We start from the raw sequence: 24361 nt of genomic DNA on the forward strand, positions 1-24361 counted from the left end.
CGATCCGGCCGCCTCCCCCACGGCGACAGCGCCGTAACCCCCTCCGGCTCCGCGAAGGGGGTATGGCCGGCTAGACCGTCCAGCCCTTCGGAAACTTCGGGCGAACCAGGGCGCTGGCCTTCGCGCTACTGGCCTTGAGCGTTTTCGAGTCCCAGTCGAAGCCCTCTTGTGCGCGGTAGGCGACATTCCCCAGGAGCACGGTCTCGGTCATCGGGCCGGAGTAGCCAAAGTGGCAGGTTGCCGGCGTGCCCCCCGCGATCGCCTCAAGCCACTCTTTGTGGAAGCCCGGCGACTTCTTCAGCTTGACGCTGGGCTCGCCCTCCACCCCGATCAGCTGCGCCTTATCAAAGCCGCAGAGGAGCATCCCCTTCTCCCCGATAAAGAGATTGTTCATCCCCTTACCATCGAGATTTTTCTCCTTCAGGATCGCAGGGGTCCCCTGGTACCAGTGGAGCGTGATGTCCTTCTCGTACTTGAAGCTGACATGGAACTTGGTGGGCGTGGTCACCGCATGCACCGGGTCACCGTCGTGGTAGTCCACCCGGCTGGGGTAGGTCAGACCCAGCGCCCAGAACGGGATATCGAGGATATGGCAGCCCCAGTTGCCCGCCTCACCGGTGCCGTAGTCCCAGAAGAAGCGCCACTTGTAGGGGACGATATCGGGGGTGTAGGGCCGCTGTGGACCGGGGCCAAGCCAGAGATCGTACTTGAGGGTGCTGGGGACGGGCGGCATATCCGTGGGGACGGGCGGCATGCCGCGGCTACTGGCGATCCAGCTATGCACCTCGGTGACCTTGCCGATCAGCCCGGACTGGACAATCTCGACTGCCTTATGGAGCGCCGGTAGCGTGTGGCGCTGCACCCCGAGCTGGGTGGCGACTTTCTTCTCCGCCGCCAGCTTGGTGAGCTCACGCACCTCCCAGACCGAGTGGGCCATGGGCTTCTCCAGGTAGACATGCTTGCCCATCGAGAGTGCACGGTAGGCGGGGTGAAAGTGCGTGTGGTCCGGGGTGGCGATCACGACCGCCTCGATCTCCTTGCCCATCTTGTCGAACATCTCGCGCCAGTCGTAGAACTTCTTTGCACCCGGGAACCGCGCGTAGACCTTCCCCGCCCGCTCATCGTCCACGTCACACAGCGCGACAAAGCTCTCCGCGGGGACCAGCTTTGCCAGCTCATTGACCGAGAAGGTCCCCTGCCCCCCGATCCCAATCACGGCGATCCGCACCGGGCGGCTCGGTGGTTGGGCCTGCGCCTCGGTCGTTCCTAGTGCCAGTGCGGCACTCCCCAAAAGTAGCTCTCGTCGGTTTAGCTCCTGCGACATTCCTGACTCTCCTCCTTAAAAATCTGGTCTACAGAGTACCACAAAAGCTGGTATTGACTTAATAGAAAACAACACATAATGAAGGCTAGATTATGGAAGAGCCTCTCTCCGCGTGCGAGAAGATCACACAGCTCTGTGAGCAGGTCAAGGGTCTCCTTGCCCACGACTCCCAGCAGGCGCTCTGTCTGGCACAGCAGGCCCTCGCGCTGGCACAACAGATCGAGGCACCGCGACGACTCCTGCTCCAAGCCCTGATCTGCCGTGGGGGGGCACAGCGCTTCTGCGGAGACTTAGATGCCTCGTTTGAGGACTACTCGGAGGTGCTCGCACAGTGCCGCGACCAGGGCAGTGAGCTCGATGACCTGCACGCCTCCGCGCTCTTGGGGCTGGGGATTGTCTACCGTAACCGCGCCGACTACCGCCAGGCGCTGGACTGCTATCAGCAGGGGCTGGAGCGGGCACGGCGTAGCGGGGCAAAACGGATCGAGAGTACGCTCCTCAATGGTCTGGGAAATGTCCATAGTGTCCTGGGAAGCCACACCGAGGCGGTGGGCTACTACCTCCAGGCCCTCACCCTCGCCCGAGAGCAAGCCGATCCCCAAGCCGAGCTGGTGATGCTGGGCAACCTGGGCTTTCTCTTTGAGGAGATGGGAGACTTTGAGCAAGCCCTTACCTACTACGAGCAGGCTCTGGTACAGTCGGATCGGGTCAAGGACCGCTACTTCCGGGTCAGTATCTTAAGCAATAAGTGCAGTAGCCTGCGCCAGCTCGGACGCTTCGAGCAAGCGCTCTCTGCGGGACTGCAGGCACACCGAGAGGCGCTTGAGAGTGGCAATGAGATGCGCCGGGCCCCGACGCTCCAGGTGCTCGCGGCCCTCTACAAAGACATCGGCGAGTACGAGCAGGCCGAGCAACGGATCCAAGAAGCGATCCAGATCTACAAGGTGGTCGGGAACCTGCGGCATCTCCCGGAGGCACTCCGGCTTCAGGGAGGGCTGGCGAGCCTGCGGGGGGAGCACGCCCTGGCCGAAGCCGCCTTTCTCGCCGCTCTGGAGCGCACCCAGACCGAGGGCGACCCGAAAGAAGAGGCCGCGGCCCACCAGGCGCTGGCGGAGCACTTTGAGAGTCGTGGCGAGCTGGGCAAGGCGCTCCCCCACTTCAAGGCCTACCACGCCCTGGAGCAGCGCCTCCGGCGGGAGCAGGTGCAGCTCGTGCTCGCGTCGCGCCTCACGGACAGGGAGAACGAGGTCGCCCGGAAAGACGCCGAGCTCCAGCGCCTCCGCAATGGCGAGCTCGCGGAGCTAGTCGCGGCCTTGGAGCGGGCCAACCAGCAAAAAGAGGTTCTTCTGGTCCAGCTCTCCCAGCAGGCGATTGAAGACCCGCTCACCGGGCTCTACAACCGGCGCTACCTTGAGGAGTACCTGCCCCGCGAGCTCCAGTTCGCCCAGCGCCAGAAACAGGTGCTCGCCCTCGCCCTCGCCGACCTGGATAACTTTAAGCAGATCAACGACCACTTCAGCCACGAGGTGGGTGACCAGGTGCTCAAGATTGTCTCCCAGATCTTTCGCAAGCACAGCCGCAAGAGCGATGTGGTGATCCGCTACGGCGGCGAGGAGCTGCTCTTGGTGATGCCCGAGACCGACTCAACCCAGGGCCGCGATGTCTGTGAGCGTATCCGCAGAGCGGTGGAGAGCCACCCCTGGAAGCACTTCCACCCCGACCTCCACGTCACGCTCAGCATGGGGCTCAGCGACAGCCGCACGCGCTCCCCCCGGCGCCTCCTACAGCACGCAGACAAGATGCTCTATGTCGCCAAGAACGCGGGCAAGAACCAAGTCGCTGCCTGACCTAAACACAGGGCCTCGCAATGACCTATAATGGAGCGTGAACCTAACTCTTGCGCTTAGCCGCCGTACGCTTCCCTGGCTCGCCCTTCCCGCTCTGGCCGCTGGTGTGGCCTTTCTCGGTCCCCGGCTCCTCCCCGCTGCCCAGGCGCAGCCCCCCGCCGAGGCCGCCTTTCCTTTCGCCCTCCCCTGGGACGACTCCAGCGCGAGCGTGACCAGTGTTGCCGCTCTCAACCCGGCACCCCTGACCGCGGCGCACCAGCTCACCGCCAAGAACGGCCACTTCTACGACTCCACGGGCCGGCGGGTGCGCTTTGTGGGGATGAGTATCGGTGCGGCGGCGGCGTTTCCCAGCAAGGCCGATGCGCCCAAGATCGCGGCGCGCCTGCATAAGTTCGGGGTCAATCTCGTGCGTCTGCACCACCTGGATGCCCAGTGGTCGACTCCCAATATCTTCAACCACAAGGGGCCCTACACCACGAGTGCCGCCCCCGATCCTCAGAGCCTGGACCTCTTGGAGTTCTTTATCGCGGAGCTGAAGAAGAACGGTATCTATGTCGACCTGAACCTACATGTCTCCCGCGAGTGGCTCCCCGGCGATGGCTTTCCCCCCGGTAAGCTCCCCGAGCTCGGCAAGGTGGTCGCCTACTTCCATCCCCGGGCAATCGCGCTCCAGAAGCAGTTCGCCACCCAGATGCTGAGCCATAAGAGCCCCTACACCGGCCAGCCGCTCGCCACCGATCCCGTGCTTGCCCTGGTCGAGCTCAACAACGAAGACTCCTTGGTCGGCTCGTCGGGGCAGGCCGAGGCGCTCCCCCCGGCGGTCCGCAAGCCGCTGGAAGACGGCTGGCGTGCCTATCTGCTCCAAAAGTACGGCACGACCGAGGCGCTCAAGAAGGCATGGAACCGCTCGGCGGCACTCGGCCCGGAGCAGCTAAAGCGCGAGCCTAGCGCCTGGACCTCCGAGGCCCAAGGTCAGACAAAGCTCACGGTCACCCCGGTGAGTGCTGCGGGGCAGACCAATGCGCCATCGGGGACGGTACTCCAGCTCGCCCCGGAAAAAATCGACAGCACCAACTGGCATGTTCAGCTCCACCAGACCGGCCTCACGCTAGACACCGGCAAGACCTACACCGTGTCGTTTACCGCACGGGCATCGGCGCCTCGGACCGTCTTTGTCAACGCGCGTCTGGACCAAGCGCCGTGGAGCATGGTCGGGCTCGATACCAGTATCGGGCTGGACACGCAGTGGAAGCGCTACTCCTTCACCTTTGTTGCCAATGGCAGTGTCGTCCCCGGCCACTGTCGGCTCTCCCTGATGCTGGGCGATAGCACGGCGAGCGTCTTTCTGGGCGAGTGGAGCCTTCGCCCGGGCAGTGGCGGGGTCTCTCTCGCGCCGGGCCAGCGCCTGGAGGCGGGCAATCTCGGGCTCGGGCAGGTCAGCGGCTCTCCGGCGGGCGTGGACTACACCCACTACCTCATGACCGTCGAGGACCGCTACTGCACCGCACTGAAAGCAGCGATCTCGGCGACCGGCTGCAGGGCGGCGGTTGCCTGCTCCCAGGCCAGCTACGGCGGGATCGCGGGGGCCTACCGGGAGTCGAAGCTGGACTGGGTGGACATGCACGCCTACTGGCAGCACCCCAGCTTCCCCGGCACGGCCTTCGACCCCAACAACTACCGGATCGAGAACACCCCCATGACCGCAAGCTCCGCCGCGGGTGTCCTCGATGGGCTCGCGATGCACCGGGTGGCAGGGAAGCCCTTCACGGTCAGCGAGTACGACCACCCCGCTCCCAGCGAGTACAGCGCCGAGATGGTCCCCTTGATCTTCGCCTACGCCGCCTGGCAGGACTGGGATGGGGTCTTTCTCTTCGCCTACGAGACCGCCCGAAGCGAGAAGATCACCGGCTTCTTCGACCAGCAGCTCCACCCGGGCAAGCTAGGCTTTCTCCCCGCAGCGGCGTCGCTCTTCCTTCGGGGAGATCTCGCGCCCGCACCCAATGCCATCCAGCTCACGGTCCCGAAGAACCGGGTCGCGGGTCTCAAGGGGCTGGGCTCGGACTATGCCTTCTGGGGACTGGCCCAGACCCGCTACTTGCAAGGCAGCCTCAAGAACGCCCCAGAGCGAGTCGATGCCAAGAGTTTCCTGACGTTTCGGGCGGCCGTGCGCTTTGAGAGCGACCCTGGCCCCCTCGCGCTGGGCATCCAGAACCTCAAGCCCGAGAGCGAGGGCTTTGTCTGGGACCACTCCGCGCAGCAAGTGCGGGTGAGCTCCCCTGCCTCGAAGGCACTGATGGGCAAGCTCGGAGGCCATGCGAGCCGTGTCGCCGGCTTTGTCGCCGAGGTGGCACCGTCGGCGCGCAACTTCGCCGTCCTGACCCTCACCAGTCGGGATGGCAAGCCCACGCAAGAGTCGAGCTCGTTGCTCCTGACAGCTCTAGACAAGGCGGAGAACCCAGGCCTTCAGTGGAACAAAGAGCGCACCTTTGCCGCCGAAGCCTGGAAATCCGGCCCGACACAGCTCAGTGTCCCCACAGCGACCCTCCACATTGCGACTTTGGCACAAAACTTGACAGTCTGGGCACTTGATAACACAGGTAGGCGCGTCAAAGAGATTCCCGCCACTCTAGAGAATGGCACTCTGACACTGGCAATCGGTCCTGAGCACAAGACGCTCTGGTACGAGCTGGTAAAAAACTAGATAGCTCTCCTAGACGACTCGCAGACAAAACAGACTCGAAGCTACCCATCCTAAGGACATCCTATGCGTTTCCCTCTACATAAAGTTCTCTCTCTTGCCGCGACACTCTCCCTTCTCACCACCTCCGTACGTGCACAGACCGTCAGCGTAGGTTACTTCGACCTCGGGTCTGAAGGCTTTGTCAACACAACCTACCACGGCTCCGGCAACGGTTTTATCAACCTAGGCACTATTAATAGCAGCTTTCTAGGAGCGGGAACGGGCCAGACAGGGGATGCCATCATTGTCACCCCCATCTCAGATCCTGTGCTCCACTTCAATACCTACAACCTCTATAACTTCAATCTCCAGACCATCACCTCGGTGACATTCCGTCTGCCCCAGTACGCCCCCACCGATCCCAACTACCGCAAGCTTGGCTTTCTCGATACGGGTGCCACTACCTTCGGAATCGGAAACGCGGGGGCGTTTAATGTCTCTTACGCTGATCCCCTCACCGGTACCTACAATGGCGATGGCCCTCTCGCTTTCCAGAATCTCCCTGTCTATAGCACCCTCCACTTCTGGGGCGGCGGGATCACCAATAACACTACGGGCAACTTTAGCTTCTATGCGGCCTACCCCGCCACCAATGGGCTGACAGCGTTTATCATGGATGTGGCCCCCGGTTTCGGCACACCCAGCAGCACGCCTAACACCACGTTCTTTAATACCGCGACCAACCCGAGTGGTGGTATCGTCCCTGCAGCTGTCACACCGGAGCTTCCGGGGGCGGCGCTGTTTGTTCCCGCCCTTCTCCCCGTTGTTCTCGTGGCGCGGCGGAGACGGCGCTCGTAGCGGGTATACTCTCCCCTGGTGTTTACCGAGCAAGAACGTTACTTCCTCTTCACAGATATTGAGGGCAGCACCCCCCTTTGGGAGCGCTTTCCAGTCGCGATGCAGACAGCCCTTGCGCGCCACGATTCCCTCCTCCGGGAGGCAGCCGCGGCAAACGAGGGCCGGGTCTTCAAGACCATCGGCGATGCTTTCTGTATCGCCTTTCCTACCCTGGCCGACGCGCTCCGGGGCGCACTTCAGGCACACCAGGCACTCTACGCTCAAGACTGGGGCCAGGTGGGCACGGTTCGGGTGCGATTGGCGATCCACGGCGGCACGGTGCAGGAGCGCGACGGCGACTATTTTGGGACTCCCTTAAACCGAGTCGCGCGGCTACGGGACGCGGGCCACGGAGGGCAGCTACTCATCTCCGGACACCTTCGTCCCCAGGTCACCGAGCCTGAGTTTGAGACGCTCCAGTGGCTGGACCTGGGCAACCACCGCCTCCGTGGCCTTGAGGAGCCCGAGCCGATCTTTCAGCTAGCCCTGCCCGGTCTCCCCACCGAGTTCCCCCCCCTCAAGACCGAGTCCGCCCACCCCCACAACCTGCCGTCGGAGACCACATCGTTTGTGGGACGGCGGCCCGATATCATCCAGATCCGCAACCTCCTGATCGAGAAAAAAGCCCGCCTGGTCACCCTGACCGGGCTGGGAGGGAGCGGCAAGTCCCGGCTCGCGATCCGGGCGGCGAGTGACATCCTCTGGCGCTACCCCGACGGTATCTGGTATGTCGATGCGGTCTCCCTCTCCCATGTGGAGGAGTTTAGCTCGACTCTCTTGCACGCCTGTGGCCTCACGGAAGACAGCAAGAAGACCGCTCTCCAGCAGCTCTGTGAGCGCTTCAAGAGCAGCAAGGCGCTGATCCTCGTGGACGGTGCCGAGCGCTTCGAAGAGCTCGCCGACGATATCGCGGTCTTGCTTAAGGGAACCGAGCACCTCCAAGTCCTGGCGACCTCGCGGAGTGTGCTCTATCTCAGCATGGAGCACGAGGTGGGGATCGAGCCGCTCACCCTGGCCGAGTCGCGGGAGCTCTTTGTGGAGCGTGCCCAGCAGGCACGCCCCGAGTTTTCCCTCACCACGGAAACAGAGCCGATCCTAGACACCCTCTGCCAGACCCTGGAGGGTGTCCCCCTCTCCATCGAGCTCGCCGCGGCCCAGGTGCGCCTCCACGCCCTCCCCGAGCTACTAGATGCCCTGAGCAAGCGCTTTGAGCTCCTGGCTACCCGCCTGCGCGATATCCACCCGCGCCACCGCTCCCTCCGGAGCACGATCGACTGGAGCTACCAGTCGCTCACACCGGAAGAGCAGGCGCTGTTTCGGAGCCTCTCGTGCTTTGCAGGCAGCTTTAGCACCGAGGCCGCCACCGCAGTCTGTGGCCCTCTCACCCCAGGATCCTCGCTCACCGAGACCCTGGGACGGCTACGAGACAAGAGCCTCCTGCGCCTTGCGGCGGCGCAGCACAGCACACCGACCGAGCCCGTGCGGTATCTCCTCCAGGATAGCCTCCGTGAGTTTGGTGCCGATGCCCTCCGCGAGACCGAGCCCCCGCCCCAGCAAGAGCTGCTCTTTTCGCGCCATAGCCAGTACTACCAGAGCTTGGTGCAGGAGCGTGCACAGGAGCTCCGGGGAGCAGGCCAGCGAGCGGCACTGAGTGCCCTTGAGCGCGATGCCGCCAATATTCGCGCGGTTCAAGAGCGTCTCCTCAGTACCGGTGAGGTCGGGGATGCCGCACGACTCGCGATCCACCTCTGGCGGTTCTGGGAGATCCGCGGCTGGCTCCGCGAGGGCCGAGCTCAGGTCCAGCGCCTCCTCCAGCGAGAGAGCGCACTCGACGACCCACTGACCCTCGCCGAGCTCCTCCTCACGGCCGGTCGTCTGGAGTGGAACAGCGCCAACGCCGCGAAGGCGATCCGCTACCTGGAGCGCAGCGTCGCTCTCAGCTCCCAGCACCCCGAGCCGGAGTCGCAGCTCACGCAGCGCACGGCACTCACGGTCCTTGGCATGATTGCCTATAGCCGTGGCGACCTCCTCGCCTCAGACCAGCACTATGAAGCGGCACTTGCTGTCCCGTCCGAGGACAGGTCGGTGTCGATGGCGCTCAAGACCAACCTGGGCATCAATGCCATGACCCGCGGTGAGAACGACCGTGCGCTACAGCTCTTTGAGGAGTGTCTCGCCTACCGCCAGAGTGTCGGGGACCTGGTCCGGGAGGCACATGCCTGGAACTGTATCGGAGCGACGAGTGCCGCCCTCGGGCAGGTGGAGCGCGCGATTGCGGCCTTTGAGACGAGCCACCAGATGTACGAGGCCTTGGGCGATCCGGTCCATGCGGCCCATGCCCAGATCAACCTCGGCGACCTCGCAGGCCAGAGCGGAGATCCTGCCCGCGCCCAGCAACACTTCGAAGGTGCGCTTGTCGTGCTTCGCCCCCTTGAGGAGTGGCGTGGAATCACCGCCTGCCAGCTAGGACGTGCGGTGCTCGCCTTGCAGCAAGAAGAGCTTGCCGTGGCCCAGGCGCTCGCCCAGGAGGCCTTGCAGATCAGCCAGCAGAACGGCTACCAGGAGAGTGTTGCCCAGGCACAGGAGCTCCTCGCCCTGGCTGCCTTCTTCACCGGCCAGCACGATGCGGCACGCGACAATCTCCAGAGCGCCGAGGCCCTCCGTGACGATATCCAGCTCCCTCGGAGTAGCGCTCAGGAGCAGCTCCTCGCTCCCTTGCTTCAGAGCCGAACCCCGTAGCCTACACAGCGCTGTAACCAAAGCGGAACTTCCGATGATAAAATATCGTAGGTTAAGCAACGGAAGGTAGAGCACAGTGATGCAACGACGGCGTGGGTCTTTTCTTTTTGGCGCGGGGGTCGTCCTGGCCACCGGAGTCGCCTTTGCCGGTGGGGTGCGCCTTCGCCAAGGCCACCAGGCACCGCGAACCACAACCCTAGAGGCGGCTCCCGGGCGAGCCCAGGTGGCGGAGAACGGGCATGCCGTGACTCCCCGTGGGAGCGAGGCGCAGGACCTAGGGGGAACCTTTGAGACGGTCTACGCCCTGGTCAAGGAGCAGTACTACGACAAGCTTCCCACCGACACCAAGATGTCCCAGAGCAGTGTCAAGCTCATGCTCGCCGCTCTGGAAGACCCGAACTCCTACTACCTAGAGCCCGAGCAGCGCTCGCTCTTCGAGGCCGAGGCGCAGGGGCGCTTTAGCGGGATCGGGGCGGCGCTAAGCCTCCAGTCCACCAAGACCAACGGCTACACGGACTACAAGATCACCGTAGTCGCTCCCTTGCCCGGGTCACCGGCAGAGAAGGCGGGCCTCAAGCCAGGGGATATCATCACCCATGTCGATGGCAAGTGGGTCCTGGGCTACGACCCCCTGCTCTCCTTTGCCAAGGTCGCCCAGCAGTTCCAGAACCGCGAGGTCGATGAGAAGGTCTACGAGAAGGCCCGAACGAGTGCCCGCGACCGAATCACCGGGGGAATTCGCCTCCACGCCGCAGAGATGCTGCTCCGCGGCGACAAGCTCCTGGCCAAGACCATCGCGGCTAAGGACTCCTACTCGCTCACCGTCCAGCGCAAGGGCCAGAGCGCCCCACTCAAAGTGGAGATTACGCCGGACACGACCACCGCTCCCACGCTAGCCAGCAAGTCTCTGTCGGGTAAGGCCAGCTACCTCAAGCTCCCCTATCTCAGCCAGGGCAGCGACGAGGCAGTCGCCACCGCCCTGAAGGCACTCCCAGCGGATAGCGCCGGCCTCGTGCTCGATCTCCGTGGCAACCCCGGGGGCTCGTTTGAGGCGATGCAGCGGATCGCGGGGTTGCTTGCGGGACGCGGGGTGGTCGCCCAAGAAGTGGGACAAGCCGGCAAGAAGAACAACCTCCTCGCCGCCGATGCCGCAGTCTTTAAGGGCCCCCTCACCGTGCTGGTCGATGGCGGAACGGCCTCGACCGCGGAGGCGCTTGCCGCCTGCCTGAGCGAGCGCGGAGGGGCGACTCTTGTCGGTGAGAAGACCTTTGGAGACGCTCTCGTGCAAGGGATGTACCGGATGGAGGATGGCTCCGCCTTTACGCTGATCACGGGCAAGCTCGTCAGTAGCAAGGGAGTCGCTTGGAGCGGCGTGGGGCTCAGTCCCCAGGTAGCTGTCGCGTCGGGAACCCCGGAGTCCGAGCTACTCGCCCGCGCGGTCGCGACCCTCAAGAGTCGCCCCCAAGTCGCCGCCACGGCTCCGACCGGAGGGAAGGGTTAATCATGGTACGCAGTGTTATCAAGGGAATCGCCGCCACGAGCCTGATCGGGGCCGCGTTCTTCAGTGGCTTCAATAGCCAGGCCCTCCTCGGCCGCAAAGAGGACCCGCTCCGCACCACGCCCCTCCTGCTGGCCACCCGCCTGAGCGAGGCAACCCGGCCCGCATCGGCCAAGGCCGGCTCCAGCGATCTCTCGCCCATCGACACCTACCACAGTGTCCTGGAGAAGATCATCAGCGAGTACGGCACCCCGCCCACCGAGCCCAAGGCCCTGGGAAAATGGCGCGATCGGCTACGCTACGCGGGGATCGAGGGGATGCTTCTGGCGATCGGGGACCGCTACACCGAGTACTGGGACCCCGAGGAGTTCAAGCGTAACATGGAGGATACGCAGGGACGCTTCTTCGGGATCGGGGCACGGCTGGATGTCACCACCGACAAGAAATACCCGATGATCATCGAGCCGATCGAGAACTCCCCCGCCTGGCGCGCCAAGCTCAAGCCCGGCGATGCCATTACGTCGGTGGATGGCAAGTCCGCGCTCCTCTCGGACCAGCAGCACCTCGACGATGTGATCAAGCGCATCAAGGGCGAGGAGGGCACCAAGGTCAAGCTGACAATCCGCCGTGGCACCGAGGTGAAGGACTATGTCTTTGTCCGAGCTCAGGTCAACTCCCCGGTGATCGACTCGTGGATGCAGGACGAGGCCGCCAAGATCGGCTACATCCGCCTGGACCTCTTTAGCGAGGAGGCCGATACGCAGTTTGGGATCGCCCTGGAGCGACTCCAGCGCCAGGGGATGAAGGCCCTGATCTTCGACCTGCGCAACAACCCTGGAGGGATGCTCCATGTGGCACAAGACCTGGCATCGCGCTTCCTCCCCGGCGGACCGGTGACCTGGCTCAAGGAGAAGAACGGCCAGATGCGCTCGCTGGATGTCAACACGAGCCTGCGCCGCGGCCCACTCGCGGCCGGCAAGATTCCCACAGTCGTGCTGGTCAACGGCGGCTCCGCCAGCGCGTCGGAGATTGTCTCCGGTGCGGTCCAAGACGGCGGCGCGGGCTTCTTGGTCGGAACGCGCACCTTTGGCAAGGGCCTCGTGCAGACCATCATCCCGCTGCAAGAGGGCGAGGGCGCGGTCAAGATCACGACCCAGCGGTACTACACCCGCAACAAGCGCGATATCAACACCTTCCGCGATGAGTCCGGCGCGGTCACCAAGCTCGGCGGTGTCAAGCCGGACATGGTCCTCACCGAGACCGACAAGGATATCGAGGCACAGTGGAACGCCCTGCGCGACAAGCCCTTCGACCGTAAAGCCGCCGCGAAGTTCAGCCCACAGGTTGCCAAGGGGATCGAGCTCCTCAAGGCACGCATGGCGGGCAAGCCCTGGCCCAAGTCGGAGAAGGACCTCCCCGACAAGCCCGAGAAGTCGGAGACCGTCAGCGCCAAGCCTAAGGACGCGGTCGGCCCGTACTCCAAGCCGACTCACGAGCCCAAGCTCACCGAGTAGAACATAAAAAAATCAGAGGGGGTGCCCCGAGGGCACCCCCTCTGTGTCATAATTGGTTAGATGAAGCACACCCTCGACTCTTCGCTAGCCTGTCCCAGCTGCGGTGCCCAGGCGCGTGTCTTTAAGAACGGGCAGAGCACCTGTGCCTACTGCGGAGCGACACTTCCTCCTCTTCCCTTCACCCACCCCGGCGGCAGGTTTCCGCACACCTCCCCTCTCCGCATCGGCATGAAGGCAAGGCTCGGTGGGCGCGAGTATGTCGCGGTGGGCCGCCTTCTCTTCCGCGATTCCGAGGGCTACACCTGGGAAGAGTGGGTCCTGCTCTCCCAAGATGGCGATGCCCAGTACCTGGAGTTCGACGAGGGCAAGTGGAAGCTCACCCACTACTGGCCCGATGGCGACGACTCGGTGCAGGTGCGCTCCTACACCGAGGGACAGCCCGTCACTCTGGGCAACAAGGCTTATATCGTCACCTCTGTCGGAGTCGCGACGGTCACAGGAGTCGAGGGCGAGATCCCTTGGCCGGTCCGCGTGGGCGAGAGTAGCCCCTACGCCGACTTTGGCTCCGGCGACACGATCTTCTCGGTCGAGCAGACCAGCGAGGGGATCGAGTGGTTTCGCGGACGGCACCTCGATGCCGCCGAGGTCTACACGGTCTTTGGACTCCAAAAAGAGGCCCAAGGTGAGCTGAAGAAAGAAGAGGTTCAGGGCGACAAGCGGCGCTTTGGGTGCCTCTGGCTCAACCTCTCGCTCCTCGCGTTTATCTTGTGCGCGGTCGCCTCGGGAACGCCGGGGCACCAGGTCTACAGCACCCAGCTCACGGCGGATCAAGTGGCCGAAGAAGGCTCGGTGGTGGGGCCCTTCGCGCTCACAAAGACCGGTGCTCCCCACCGCCTCTACCTCTCCACAGGCTCGCTCAGCCAGACATCGGTGTGGGTGCAGGGGGTGCTCGAGGATACCAGCGGGCCGGTCTTTGAGGCAGAGCAAGAGTTCTGGGACGAGACGGGCTACGACGATGGCCCGTGGCACGAGTGGGTGACCGAGTCCCATGCGGACTTTCGCCTGGCCAAGCCCGGCGACTACCGGGTTCGCGTCTACGCCGACCCCGAGGCCGCCGCCACCGGAGCCCCCGTGGTCGTCCGCCTCTACGAAGGTGTCCCCCACGCCACACCGCTCGCCTGGTTCGGAGGAATCGGGCTTGTCCTCGGGACGGTCTTCTGGCTCCAGGGCTCGCCCGGTGCGCGCAAGAGCCTCGTGGAGGCGATGCAAGACTCATGAGAACCTGGGGCTACCGACTCGCGACACTGGTGCTCCTGGCCGCCTTTGCCTTCACCTGTGCACTGGCCTACTTTGGCTGGCTCCTCCCCGGAAGCGCCACCACGACGGCGCAACGCAACGCAGTTCATAGCCGAGCCAGTGCGCGAGTCGGGACGCATATCACCGGTGGTGGAAGTCATTTTGGAAAGTAATGCAATGAAAAAACTACTTGTCACGCTCTTCTCCCTCTCTCTGACGGCCCTGCCAGCCCTCGCCCAAGAAGCCGAAGCTCGGTCCCGGCCCAGCCTGCTGGAGGGAATTGTCTCCACCGTTCTCTACGGTGCCATCGGGATCGCGCTTGCCATTATCGGCTTCAAGCTCTTCGACCGCGCCATCCACGCCGATATCGAAAAAGAGATCTTCGAGAACAAGAACATGGCCGCCGCGATCCTTGCTGGCGCGGTGGTCCTCGGTGTCTCGCTGATTGTTGCGATGACCATCCACTCGTAGGCGATAATGCAAGAGCAAGACCGCCGTGAGGCGCTGACACTGCTGACAAGTGTCTTTCTCGTGGCGGCCTGTGGCCTGATCTACGAGCTACTCCTGGCGACGATCTCGTCGTACCTGATTGGCTCGTCGGTCACCCAGTTCTCCCTCTGTATCGGGGTCTTTATCGGGGCGATGGGGATTGGCTCCTATATCTCCCAGTTTGTCACCACGAATCTCATGCGCTGGTTTCTCACGGTCGAGATCCTGCTCGCGGTGGTCGGGGGAGTCTCCGCCTGGGCACTCTTTGGGGCATACTCCTACCTGGGGAGCATCTACTACGCCGCGCTCTTTCTGCTGATCGGCCTGATCGGCGGGCTGGTCGGGATCGAGCTGCCGCTGCTAACACGCCTGCTCTCCCAGTACGGTGCGCTCAAAGAGACGATCGCACAGGCGCTCTCGTTTGACTATGTCGGCTCGCTCTTGGGCTCTATAGCCTTTCCCCTGGTGCTCCTTCCCGCACTAGGAATGACCCGGACGGCCTTTGTGGTCGGGCTCCTGAACCTGGGGATCGCGGTCTGGAACCTCAAGGTCTTCGCGCCGCGGCTCAAGAGCATCCGCCCTCCCTTGGTCCTCTGCGCCTTCCTAGCCGCCTTTCTCGCCTCGGGCCTCGTGGTCGCCGACCAGGCCGGGCGGTTCTTCGAGAAGCGGCTCTACGACGATGAGATTCTCTTTGCGCGGCAGACTCCCTACCAGAAGATCGTGGTCACCCGCTTTCGGGAGGACCTGCGGCTCTACCTCGATGGCAATCTTCAGTTCTCCTCCCTGGACGAGCACCGCTACCACGAGTCCCTCATCCACCCCGCGCTGAGCCTGGCAGCCGTCCACGAGTCGGTCTTGGTCCTGGGGGGCGGGGACGGCCTCGGGGTGCGCGAGGTGCTCAAGTGGCCGGGAGTCAAGCAAGTGGTCTTGGTGGATATCGACCCCGCCATGACCAAGATCGCCCGCACCTACCCCAGCCTGCGCGCCCAGAACGCGGGGGCGCTCGACGATCCCCGGGTGACCCTGGTCCACGAGGATGCCTTTACCTACCTGAATAAAACGGGTGCGCTCTTCTCCGTGATTATCGGGGACCTGCCCGACCCCAACAGTGAGGCACTCGCCAAGCTCTACTCCCGCGAGTTCTACGCCATGATCCGCCGCCACCTCGCTCCGGGGGGCATGTTTGTTACCCAGGCCACGTCGCCTCTGTTCTCACGCGATGCCTTCTGGTGTATCGAGCGCACGGTCCATGCCGCGGGCTTTGCGACCACGCCCTACCATGTCTATGTCCCCAGCTTCGGCGACTGGGGCTTTGTCCTGGCAAGAGACAGCGCCACTGCCCCCAAGCTCACCGATACCAAGCTCACGGGGCTCTCGGTCAAGTACCTCACCGACGAGCTCCTTCCCACACTGACAGTCTTCGATGCGGACTCAAAGCCGACCCTTGTCTCCGCCTCCACTCTGGATCGACCGCAGGTGGTGCGCCACTACGAGCGGGGAGCCAAGCGGTGGGAGTAGGTGTCCATGTTCTCCTCGACGGCTACGAGCTTCGTCCCGAGCGCCTCACCAACGCGCACGGGCTGGCCCAAGCGCTCCTGGCTGCCGCCCAAGCCGCCGAGATGACTCCCCTCTCCGAGCCGGTTGTCCATGTCTTTCCCGGCGGCGGCGTGACCGCCTTCCTGCCCCTGGCGGAGTCCCACCTTGCCCTGCACACCTACCCCGAGCGGGGCTATATCGCCGCGGACTGCTTCACCTGTGGGCTTCCCGATGGCGCCGACCGCGCGGTGTCGGTTCTCTGCGAGGCGCTAGGCAGCGGGCGCTTTGAGCTTCGCAAGCTGGAGCGGGGCGGATGAGGCCGCGCTGGATTGTCTCGGCGCGCTACGACCTGGCGTTCTTTATCGGCTCGTGCGTCCTGACCTTTGCCTTCTACGGGCTCTACCGGGCGGCACACCACCTTGGGTTCTTCCTACACGGCGATAGCATCCTCATCACCTACTTCTTCTTCACCGCCCTCTTCGACCACCCGCACATCTTCCAGACCTTCGCCCGCACCCACGCCGACCGCACGGAGTTCCAGAAGCGCAAGGGGCTCTACACCTGGGGGCTGGCAGGCTTTATCGCGGTCGGGTTTATCGGTGTGGCGCTCAAGCTGGAGGCCTATCTGATTGTCGGGGCGGCGATCTACGGGACCTGGCACATCATCAAGCAGCACTACGGCTTCCTCAAGATCTACAAAGCCCTCAACGACGACCGCGCACCGCTGGACAACTGGCTCGATGGGCTGACCTACTTCACGGGAATGTTTGCCTGCTTCTTCCAGGACTACGGCGATGTCCGCGGCCCCCTGGTGGTCTACGGCAGTGTGAGCGTCCGTGTCCCCAACCTCCCCGGCGACTGGGGCGAGGGGCTCTGGGTGGTCTTCTTGGTGCTCCTGACGCTCTTTGGGTTCCGCCAGGTGGGCCGTGCGATGCTGGGGCAGCGGGTAAACCTCCCCAAGATCCTGCTGATGCTCTCGGCGCTCGGGACACACTACTTTGTCTTCTTTGTGACCGCCACCCCATTCCTGGTCGCTGAGGCGCTGGAGACAGCCTTCCACGATGTGCAGTACCATGCCTGGATGGCCCACTATGAGAAACGCCGCTTCCCCGGGATTCGCCATGTCGCGCTCAAGTGGGGACTGACGGCGCTGGCCTACGGCCTGATTGTCGGGGTGATCGAGATCAAGGGGCTCCTCGCCCCCGAGAGCTGGGCGATGTGGGCCTTCATTCCCTTCACGATGGTGGTCATCTTCCACTACTTTGTCGATGGGCTGATCTGGCGCATCCGCGACTACCCCGAGCTGGGCACCCTACTCTTAAAGCCCAATAACTAACCGGAGACCTCCCCCATGAGCTATCGTACCGTACAAGACCCCGTGAACTACACGACCGGCGTGGTGCGCGCCACGGGCAGCGGCCCCCTAGGCTCCGCCAAGGCCGCTGCGCTCCGCAACCTGGCGCTGGCTATCCGCACGATCCCGGTCACGGCCACCACCACGGTCAAGAGCTATGCCATGGAGAGTGGTACGGTCGAGACCAAGCTAGCCGCCCTCCTGCAAAACGCCCGCACTGTCGCCGAGACTGTGGGAAAAGAGGGCATCACAACCATCACGGTCGAGATTCCCCTCTATGGCGCACGCTCGGTCGCCGCGGCCGTGCTTGCCGAGGTGATCCTCGATCCACGCGACCTGCATGCCAATGCTCCCATTCCACGCCCTGAAGCCCGTCCCGCACCACGTCCCCTCCCGCACAAGCGACCTCTGCCGCTGACCCCACCGCGTGACCGTGGCCCGTTTACAGCGCTACTTGTGGACTGCCGTGGCCTCGGGGTTCAGGCAGCGCTGAGCCCCAAGCTCTACGATTCCAGCGGCCACGAGCTCTACGGCCCCCTGCGCGTGGATATCGACGATGCCATCATAGGGGGAATTGTTGGCTACCCACGCTCGGTTGAGGAGGCGCTCAAAAGCAAGCGTGCAGGGGCTCGGCCACTGATCGTGCAGGCCCTGGGTCCCAAAGGCTCCTCCAAGGTCGACATGGTGCTCAGCAACGACGATGCCCTGCGCGTGATCCAAGCGGACCAGCAGGCGGGCTTTTTGGCACAGTGCCGGGTGCTCCTACTCTGCGATCCGCCGCGCTAGGTGGTAACGAATCGCGCCGTTTTTGCGTCATAGGTGGTATGAAGAAGTTCCTGCTGCGTCTCAAGATCTTTGGCTGTCTTGGCTCTCTTGCTCTCCTCGCCCTCCTCACCTTTTTCCCGATGCTCCGGGAGTTTGTCTTCACCCGCTCGATGCAGGCACAGCCCACCGAGCGCCAGGAGACCACCCGTAAGTTCCTGACCATGGTGCATGTCCTTGCCCCCACCCCGAGCCCCGCTCCCACCCCTGCGCCCCTTGCGACACCGTCCCCCGCGCCCGCGTCCCCCAGCCCCGCGCCGCTCGACGCGACACCGAGTCCGAGCCCGGAGCCAACGCCTCCAGCCGCTCTTGTCCCGACTCCCGAGCCAAGCTTGGTCGCCGAGCGGACGCCGGAGGCCGTGCTCATCAAGCGGGGCGACGAGGAAGTGGGGCGCTTTACCACCCTCTACAAGACCGACATGCCCGGCGGAAACGGCCCCGCGGCGGTCAGCGGGCCGCACGCCTGGTGGGGCACCAAGGAGCTTCTCTTCCACGGCGATCTGGTGACCAAGAAGATCGAGGTCTTTCTCCCCTACGCTGGTGCAAAGGGCGAGGTCACGGGGCTCAAGGCCGATGAGGACGGGGTCACCGTGAGCACGAGCAGCGGACAGAGCCTGCGCATCCTGCCCGAGCGCCATAGCTGGAAAGGCTTTATCCGCGCCGCCCTCGGCCCCGAGACCGAGTCGCCCGCGCCGAAGTACGCGAGCCTGAAAAAGACCGTGGAGGGCTGGATAGGGACACCCTATGTCTGGGGCGGCGATACCAAGAAGGGAATCGACTGCTCTGGGCTGGTCTGTCAGATCTTCCAGAGCTGCAAGATCTCCCTCCCTCGAACCTCAAAAGAGCAGGCCACGGCGGGGAAGCCGGTCACGGATGAGCTTCAGTGGGGCGATATTTTATGTTATGATGGCCATGTCTCTGTTTATGTGGGAAATGGCCGCTCTGCAGAGGCACTAGGGACAAAAGAAGCGGGTGGGGTCGTGAAATACGCCACCATCTGGCACCGTCCCTGTACCGGGGCACGACGACTTCTTCCCTAAAAAGAAAATATATTTTGTGTTCGGCCCGGTTCTTGCCGATTATTTCTGCTGAGACACTATGGAACCGATTCGAGTCATCATGCTGGGGCCGACCCAGTCCGGCAAAACCCTCTTTCTCTCGGCGATGTGGCAGAAGCTACAGTGGCCGCTCGATCCCGGCTTTCACCTGGAGACGGTTACGGCGGATGGGTACCCCGACACGACCTCGCGCAACAAGCTTGATCGTATCTACAACCAGCTGATCTCTCAACAGGACTTCCCCCCGGGCACCTCGCTGGGGAGCAAGGCCAACTACCGGTTCGCCTGCCATGTCCAGGTGCAGCAGAAGAGCTTCAAGGCCTGCGACTTTGAGTACCTGGACTACGCCGGAGGCCTCCTCAATAGCGAGAGCATCCAAGACGAGGACTTCGATGCTGCGGTCAACGAGGCCGATATCTTGCTGGGGCTCCTCGATGGGGTCAACCTCCTGCGCGCGATGAGCGCCGATAGCGATGCCCAGGACTGGATCTCGCAGGAGCTTGCGCCGGTCTTGGTGCGCACGGCAGCGACCCTGCGCAAGGCAAAGAACCGAACCCTCTCGATCCACTTTGTCATCAGCAAGTGGGATGCGATTGGCCAGCTTGCGCCGCACCTGACCCTGGAGCAGTTCAAGAAGTTCCTCCTCGATATCCCCGCGGTCCAAGCCCTACTTGGCCTCACCGATGCCAATGCGACCGTGCGCTTGATCCCGGTGAGTGCGCTGGGGACGGGCTTTGCCCAGATGGAGTCGGAGACCATCGACGATGGCAACGGCAACCGGCGGCTGATTGTCTACACCCGCAAGCGCCATCTGCCCGAGAGCATGGTCACCCCTATCCCCACCAATGTGGAGATCCCGATTGCCTGCTGCATCCCCGATGTCCTTACCCAGCGTCTGGCGGCCCTCACTACCGACAAGGCACAGCTCGGGACAAAGCTAGAGCGCCTGGACTCGGCACAACCGAGCTTTGCGCAGCGGCTCAAGGGCATCCGTGTCCCGGTCCTACGGGAGCTGGGAAACTGGCTAGCGCGGACGGAGGAGCAGCGCAGGACCGAGCTCGTGACCACGCTACGGGAGCGCCACCGCCAGGTCACCGACACCGAGAGCGCCTTCCAGTACCTGGTCCAGTTCTGTAGCGCCGTCCGCGACTCGTTTGAGAAAGAAGAACCCCACTCCATCTTAAAACGGGGTAGACTGTAGGTGATCCGTGGCAGTATCTTCCGACCCTAATATTGTCCCTGCCTGGCCCTTTCTCGTTGCCAACCATGAGCTTGGACGGGTGGACTACCGTACGGTGGTGGCCCCGGACTTTCTCGCGGATCAGGCGGCGAGCCAGGTACTGACCGCCCTCCCGATGGACCTCGACGACAGCGGTCCGTTTCTCTGTGAGCTGTCTTATCGCAGTGGAAAGCGCTCGCTCTGCAAGGTCACCGTGCTCTACACCATCCGCACGATTCCCAGCGCCGAGTACTTCCCGATCCGTCCTCAGCGTGCGGTCCAGATAATCTCGGGGCTCGTCCTCCCTCAGCCACTGGCGCAGCCCGCCTGCGATCCCACGCTCCTGGAGGAGTGCTTTACGCTCTACTCCGATGACTACCGGCAGTTCTGCTGGACCATGCTCCCCCGCGACTACCCGATCGTCCTGTCCTGGCCGCTGGCGGTCTCGGTCGCGCCGCACAGCCCCCTAACCGTTCTCCCACCGCTCGACACCACCCGCATCCACTCGCGTGCCCTTCCCAGCCGCCCCGCCGCCGTGATTCCCCAGCAGCGGGCCGAGCGTGCCTTCCCCATCGCCCGCACCGAGGTCCTGGCACGAATCAGCCAAGAGAGCCGCCTACGCCGCCTCTTCCGCCGCTTTCTCCTACGTCGGTAACGCTCCAAAACGCCCACTGGATTCGGTTTGGCTACGAGGTACAATACCCTCACAATGGCTGAACTACAGGGACCAGAGGCGGCACTGTTTGATTTTGTGGTGATGGGCTCGGGGATTGCCGGGCTGACCTTCGCGCTAAAAGTGGCAGCGGTGGGCACGGTGGCCCTCATCACCAAGAAAGACCGCTCCGACTCCAACACCAACTGGGCACAGGGCGGGATCGCGGGCGTCATGGCCCCCGACGACTCCTTCGACCTGCACCTTCAAGACACGCTGATCGCCGGTGCGGGGCTGTGCCACGAGGATGCCGTCCGGGCGCTGGTCACCGAAGGGCCAGAGCGCATCCGAGAGCTGATCGCGCTGGGGACCCACTTCAATAAAGAGAGCGACGGCGACTACGCCCTGACCCAAGAGGGTGGGCACTCCCGCCGGCGCATTCTCTACAACAACGACCTCACCGGGAGAGAGATCGAGCGGGCGCTCGTGGAGAGCATTCACTCCCACCCCTCCATCTCGGTCTATGAGCACCACCTGGCGATTGATCTGGCAAAGTCCAAGGACGACGACGAGCGGATCTGTGGGGCCTATGTTCTCGATACGCTTGATGGGGAGATTCGGACGTTTCTCGCCACGCGTGCGGTCTTTCTGGCGACCGGGGGCTGCGGCGCGGTCTACACCCACACCACCAACCCCGCCATTGCCACGGGGGATGGGGTCGCGATGGCGTTTCGGGCGGGGGCGAAGGTGGCCAATATGGAGTTTATCCAGTTCCACCCCACGACCCTCTACCACCCCGCTGCCCGTAGCTTCCTGATCTCCGAGGCCGTGCGTGGGGAGGGGGGGATCCTGCGTGATCGTACCGGGCGCGCCTTCATGCTGGACTACGATGAGCGGGGGAACCTGGCCCCACGCGATATTGTCGCCCGCGCCATCGATGCTGAGTGCAAGAAGCAGAACGAGCCGTGCATGTTCCTCGACATCACCCATGTCGATGCCGCCGAGATCCAGCACCGCTTCCCCAATATCTACGCCCGGTGCCTGAGCTACGGGATCGACATGGCGCGTGAGCCCATTCCTGTCGTTCCGGCGGCGCACTACATGTGCGGTGGTGTGGTCACGGACCTGCACGGGCGCACGAGCCTGCCGCGCCTCTTTGCCAGTGGCGAGGTAACCTGTACGGGGGTTCACGGTGCCAACCGACTGGCCTCGAACTCGCTCCTGGAGGGGCTGGTCTTCTCCCACCGCGCCGCCGAGCTCTTTCTGACCAACACCGACCACACGCCGCCGCTGCTGGAGCATGTCCCCCCGTTCCGCCCCTACCGTGGCCGTGTCCGGGTCGCCGATACCGAGGCGCTCAAGCAACGCATCCAGACCGCGATGACCAAGTTTGTCGGCATTGTCCGCAGCGACCAACGTCTGCAGCAGGCCGCGACCGCGCTCCAGGTGATCATGGACGAAGTCGATCATCTCTATGCCACCTGCCGCCCGACAGAGGACCTGCTGGAGCTACGCAACCTAGCCCTCACCGCCCAGCTGATTGTCCGCTCCGCCCAGCAGCGCAAGGAGTCCCGCGGCCTGCACACCACCACCAACTACCCCGAGACCCTAGAGAGTGAGAACCACGACACGGTCCTGGTCAAGCGCAAGCGCACCGACTTCGCCGTGGTGGGAGAGCTCTAGATTATGCCCCGTAGAATCGTCACCGAAGACGGCTCCCGTTTCTGGATCGCGGACTACGAGCTCGCACCGCTGGCTGCAGATGAGGTGAAGGTCCGGGTCACGCTCGCTGCGCCCAAGCACGGCACCGAGGCGCAGCTCCTTACGGGAAGTGCCTTTAGTGCCAAGGAGTGGAACCCGGAGTTGCGCCTCTTCCTCCCCCGTCCTGAGACCAGCACACCAGCACCGCCGAGCCCACGGGGAATCGGCAATATGGTGGTCGGGGAGGTCCTCGAAGTCGGTGCGGCGGTCACCCGCTTTGCGCCGGGAGATCGCGTTTTTGGCTACGGCCAGGTGCGCGAGCAGGTACACCTCCCAGAGGCCAAGCTCTTCCCGCTTGGGGAGCTCTCCGAGGCCGATGCGGTCTGCTGCGACCCGGCGCATGTCGCCTTTGTGGCGGTGCGCGATGGCAATATCCGGATCGGGGACGATGTCGCGGTCTTTGGGCTGGGGGCGATTGGTCTTCTCGCGGTTCAGCTCGCGCGGGCTGCGGGAGCCCACCGTGTCTTTGCGGTCGATCCCCTCGCCCTCCGTCGGGAGCACGCCCTCGCGCACGGAGCGACCGCGGCCCTCAATCCGCTAAGCTGCGACCCTGCGCTGGAGATCAAGCTCGCCACCCAAAAGCTCGGGGTCGATGTCGCCATTGAGACCTCCGGCAACGGCAAGGCCCTCAACGACTCCATTCGCTGCGTCCGGCAGTGCGGCACGGTGGTGCATGTCCCGTGGGGCCCCAAAGACGCGAGCGCGCTCAAGCTGGGGGAGGAGTTCCACCACAACCGCCCGACGATTGTCGGGAGCCAGGCCTGGGTGGGCTGGGGCAATGCGGACCGCTCCCACCCCCTCTGGGACCACGAGCGCGCCTACCTGGCCACCATCCAGCTCTTCCGTGACCGCAAGCTCACTGGCGAGGGAATCGTCACGCCAATCGTCGCCTTCGAAGACGCCCCTGACGTTCTTCCGACCATCTTCACGGCACCGGAAAAATCCATCAAAATCGGGGTTCGTTTCGAGTAACGAAAAAGGGGAAAAGTTGGTGGGTCGGGTGGGACTCGAACCCACGACGAACTTAATTATTGAAAAATATTCGAGAGGGGTTACAAAAAGCATCCGCTAGATGAACACCCTTAACTTGGTTATTACTTGGAAGACACACTCTCAATGTAAATGCTCGAGTATTACCTTGAAATTCGATTGTATTCACATAGAAAACACGATCAACACTAGGACAATAAATCGCAAAAGCATCAATATACGACAGGTCTTTCTTAACAGAGTACATACCTTTATTGTTGGTCCAAGAAGTTCCCTCCAAAGGGATCGAAATCTTCCCGGCTCTCAATGATATATATTTCACTTGAACTCTTTTCAAGCGACCATCATCACAGTTAATGGCAATCAAATCGAATGGTAAATGTTCAGAGATAGGTAGACACACCTGAAAACCATTTTTCATCAAGTCAGCTATAACAAGAGCAACGCCTATGTCACCTTTGTTTTTTGTATGATGATTCACGTTTGATTCCAAGTAGAAAAATATGGGTCGGGTGGGACTCGAACCCACGACCAATGCCTTATCGCTTTTCTCAGGATTTGCACCTGAAATGGCTGGACGCCACTGCGCTTGCGACAAGCAAAGGGCACTGCTCTACCGCTGAGCTACCGACCCGGAAGCACGGGAATTCTATCACGGACAATCGGAGGCGTCCACCCCTTAACG

The 24361-nt window shown here is 63.2% G+C and carries 20 protein-coding genes and 1 tRNA gene; 18 read left to right on the forward strand and 3 right to left on the reverse strand.

The features are described 5' to 3' along the window. Nucleotides 1-70: 70 nt before the first annotated feature. Nucleotides 71-1324 (reverse strand): Gfo/Idh/MocA family protein, encoded by a 1254-nt coding sequence (locus HNQ39_RS22280; RefSeq protein WP_184202165.1) that lies wholly within the window; start codon nt 1322-1324, stop codon nt 71-73. 92 nt (nt 1325-1416) lie between these two features. On the opposite strand from HNQ39_RS22280, the gene HNQ39_RS22285 reads away from it, so the two are divergent. The 18 genes from HNQ39_RS22285 (at nt 1417) to HNQ39_RS30380 (ending at nt 23658) form a co-directional block, all read left to right on the forward strand. Further along, nucleotides 1417-3171 carry a tetratricopeptide repeat-containing diguanylate cyclase gene (locus HNQ39_RS22285; protein ID WP_184202168.1) on the forward strand — a complete coding sequence of 585 codons (1755 nt, stop codon included), beginning with the start codon at nt 1417-1419 and terminating at the stop codon, nt 3169-3171. Between the two features lie 37 nt (nt 3172-3208). Continuing rightward, nucleotides 3209-5872, forward strand: coding sequence for a carbohydrate binding domain-containing protein (locus tag HNQ39_RS22290; RefSeq protein ID WP_184202171.1), 2664 nt, complete (start codon nt 3209-3211; stop codon nt 5870-5872). A 63-nt stretch (nt 5873-5935) separates the two neighbouring features. Beyond that, a complete protein-coding gene (locus tag HNQ39_RS22295) occupies nt 5936-6709 on the forward strand; it encodes a hypothetical protein (RefSeq protein WP_184202174.1) in 774 nt (257 codons plus the stop codon). A gap of 18 nt (nt 6710-6727) precedes the next feature. Continuing rightward, the gene (locus HNQ39_RS22300) at nt 6728-9487 is read left to right on the forward strand and encodes a tetratricopeptide repeat protein (protein ID WP_184202177.1); all 2760 of its coding nucleotides are present in this window, start codon (nt 6728-6730) and stop codon (nt 9485-9487) included. Between the two features lie 79 nt (nt 9488-9566). Continuing rightward, nucleotides 9567-10988, forward strand: coding sequence for a S41 family peptidase (locus HNQ39_RS22305; protein WP_184202180.1), 1422 nt, complete (start codon nt 9567-9569; stop codon nt 10986-10988). Between the two features lie 2 nt (nt 10989-10990). After that, nucleotides 10991-12499 (forward strand): S41 family peptidase, encoded by a 1509-nt coding sequence (locus HNQ39_RS22310; RefSeq protein ID WP_184202183.1) that lies wholly within the window; start codon nt 10991-10993, stop codon nt 12497-12499. Nucleotides 12500-12559: 60 nt separating this feature from the next. Further along, entirely contained in the window at nt 12560-13777 is a 1218-nt protein-coding gene (locus HNQ39_RS22315; RefSeq protein ID WP_184202185.1) for a DUF4178 domain-containing protein, read from the forward strand. Next, nucleotides 13774-13968, forward strand: coding sequence for a hypothetical protein (locus HNQ39_RS22320; protein ID WP_184202187.1), 195 nt, complete (start codon nt 13774-13776; stop codon nt 13966-13968). The genes HNQ39_RS22315 and HNQ39_RS22320 overlap by 4 nt, the downstream gene beginning before the upstream one ends. A 4-nt stretch (nt 13969-13972) precedes the next feature. Continuing rightward, on the forward strand, nt 13973-14266 hold the full coding sequence (locus HNQ39_RS22325) for a DUF350 domain-containing protein (protein WP_184202189.1): 294 nt from the start codon (nt 13973-13975) through the stop codon (nt 14264-14266). A 6-nt stretch (nt 14267-14272) separates the two neighbouring features. Next, nucleotides 14273-15802: a polyamine aminopropyltransferase gene (locus HNQ39_RS22330; protein ID WP_184202191.1), complete on the forward strand. Its 1530-nt coding sequence runs from the start codon at nt 14273-14275 to the stop codon at nt 15800-15802. After that, nucleotides 15793-16137 carry an adenosylmethionine decarboxylase gene (speD, locus tag HNQ39_RS22335; RefSeq protein WP_184202193.1) on the forward strand — a complete coding sequence of 115 codons (345 nt, stop codon included), beginning with the start codon at nt 15793-15795 and terminating at the stop codon, nt 16135-16137. The genes HNQ39_RS22330 and speD overlap by 10 nt, the downstream gene beginning before the upstream one ends. Then, nucleotides 16134-17156: a hypothetical protein gene (locus HNQ39_RS22340; RefSeq protein WP_184202196.1), complete on the forward strand. Its 1023-nt coding sequence runs from the start codon at nt 16134-16136 to the stop codon at nt 17154-17156. Before speD ends, HNQ39_RS22340 begins: the two co-directional genes overlap by 4 nt. 15 nt (nt 17157-17171) lie before the next feature. Further along, the gene (locus tag HNQ39_RS22345) at nt 17172-17960 is read left to right on the forward strand and encodes a hypothetical protein (RefSeq protein ID WP_184202199.1); all 789 of its coding nucleotides are present in this window, start codon (nt 17172-17174) and stop codon (nt 17958-17960) included. A 38-nt stretch (nt 17961-17998) separates the two neighbouring features. After that, nucleotides 17999-19036: a C40 family peptidase gene (locus HNQ39_RS22350; RefSeq protein ID WP_184202204.1), complete on the forward strand. Its 1038-nt coding sequence runs from the start codon at nt 17999-18001 to the stop codon at nt 19034-19036. A 58-nt stretch (nt 19037-19094) separates the two neighbouring features. Next, nucleotides 19095-20255, forward strand: coding sequence for a hypothetical protein (locus tag HNQ39_RS22355; RefSeq protein ID WP_184202207.1), 1161 nt, complete (start codon nt 19095-19097; stop codon nt 20253-20255). 7 nt (nt 20256-20262) lie between these two features. Beyond that, the gene (locus HNQ39_RS22360; protein WP_184202210.1) at nt 20263-20928 is read left to right on the forward strand and encodes a hypothetical protein; all 666 of its coding nucleotides are present in this window, start codon (nt 20263-20265) and stop codon (nt 20926-20928) included. 54 nt (nt 20929-20982) lie between these two features. After that, entirely contained in the window at nt 20983-22608 is a 1626-nt protein-coding gene (gene nadB, locus HNQ39_RS22365) for an L-aspartate oxidase (RefSeq protein ID WP_184202213.1), read from the forward strand. A gap of 3 nt (nt 22609-22611) precedes the next feature. Further along, on the forward strand, nt 22612-23658 hold the full coding sequence (locus tag HNQ39_RS30380) for a zinc-binding dehydrogenase (protein ID WP_184202216.1): 1047 nt from the start codon (nt 22612-22614) through the stop codon (nt 23656-23658). Between the two features lie 52 nt (nt 23659-23710). Here the strand turns inward: HNQ39_RS30380 and HNQ39_RS22375 are convergent, their stop codons facing one another. After that, nucleotides 23711-24157: a group I intron-associated PD-(D/E)XK endonuclease gene (locus HNQ39_RS22375; RefSeq protein WP_184202219.1), complete on the reverse strand. Its 447-nt coding sequence runs from the start codon at nt 24155-24157 to the stop codon at nt 23711-23713. Between the two features lie 23 nt (nt 24158-24180). Continuing rightward, nucleotides 24181-24310 (reverse strand) — tRNA-OTHER (locus HNQ39_RS22380). Nucleotides 24311-24361 lie beyond the last annotated feature (51 nt).

The sequence above is a fragment of the Armatimonas rosea genome (assembly GCF_014202505.1).
Lineage (GTDB): Bacteria > Armatimonadota > Armatimonadia > Armatimonadales > Armatimonadaceae > Armatimonas > Armatimonas rosea.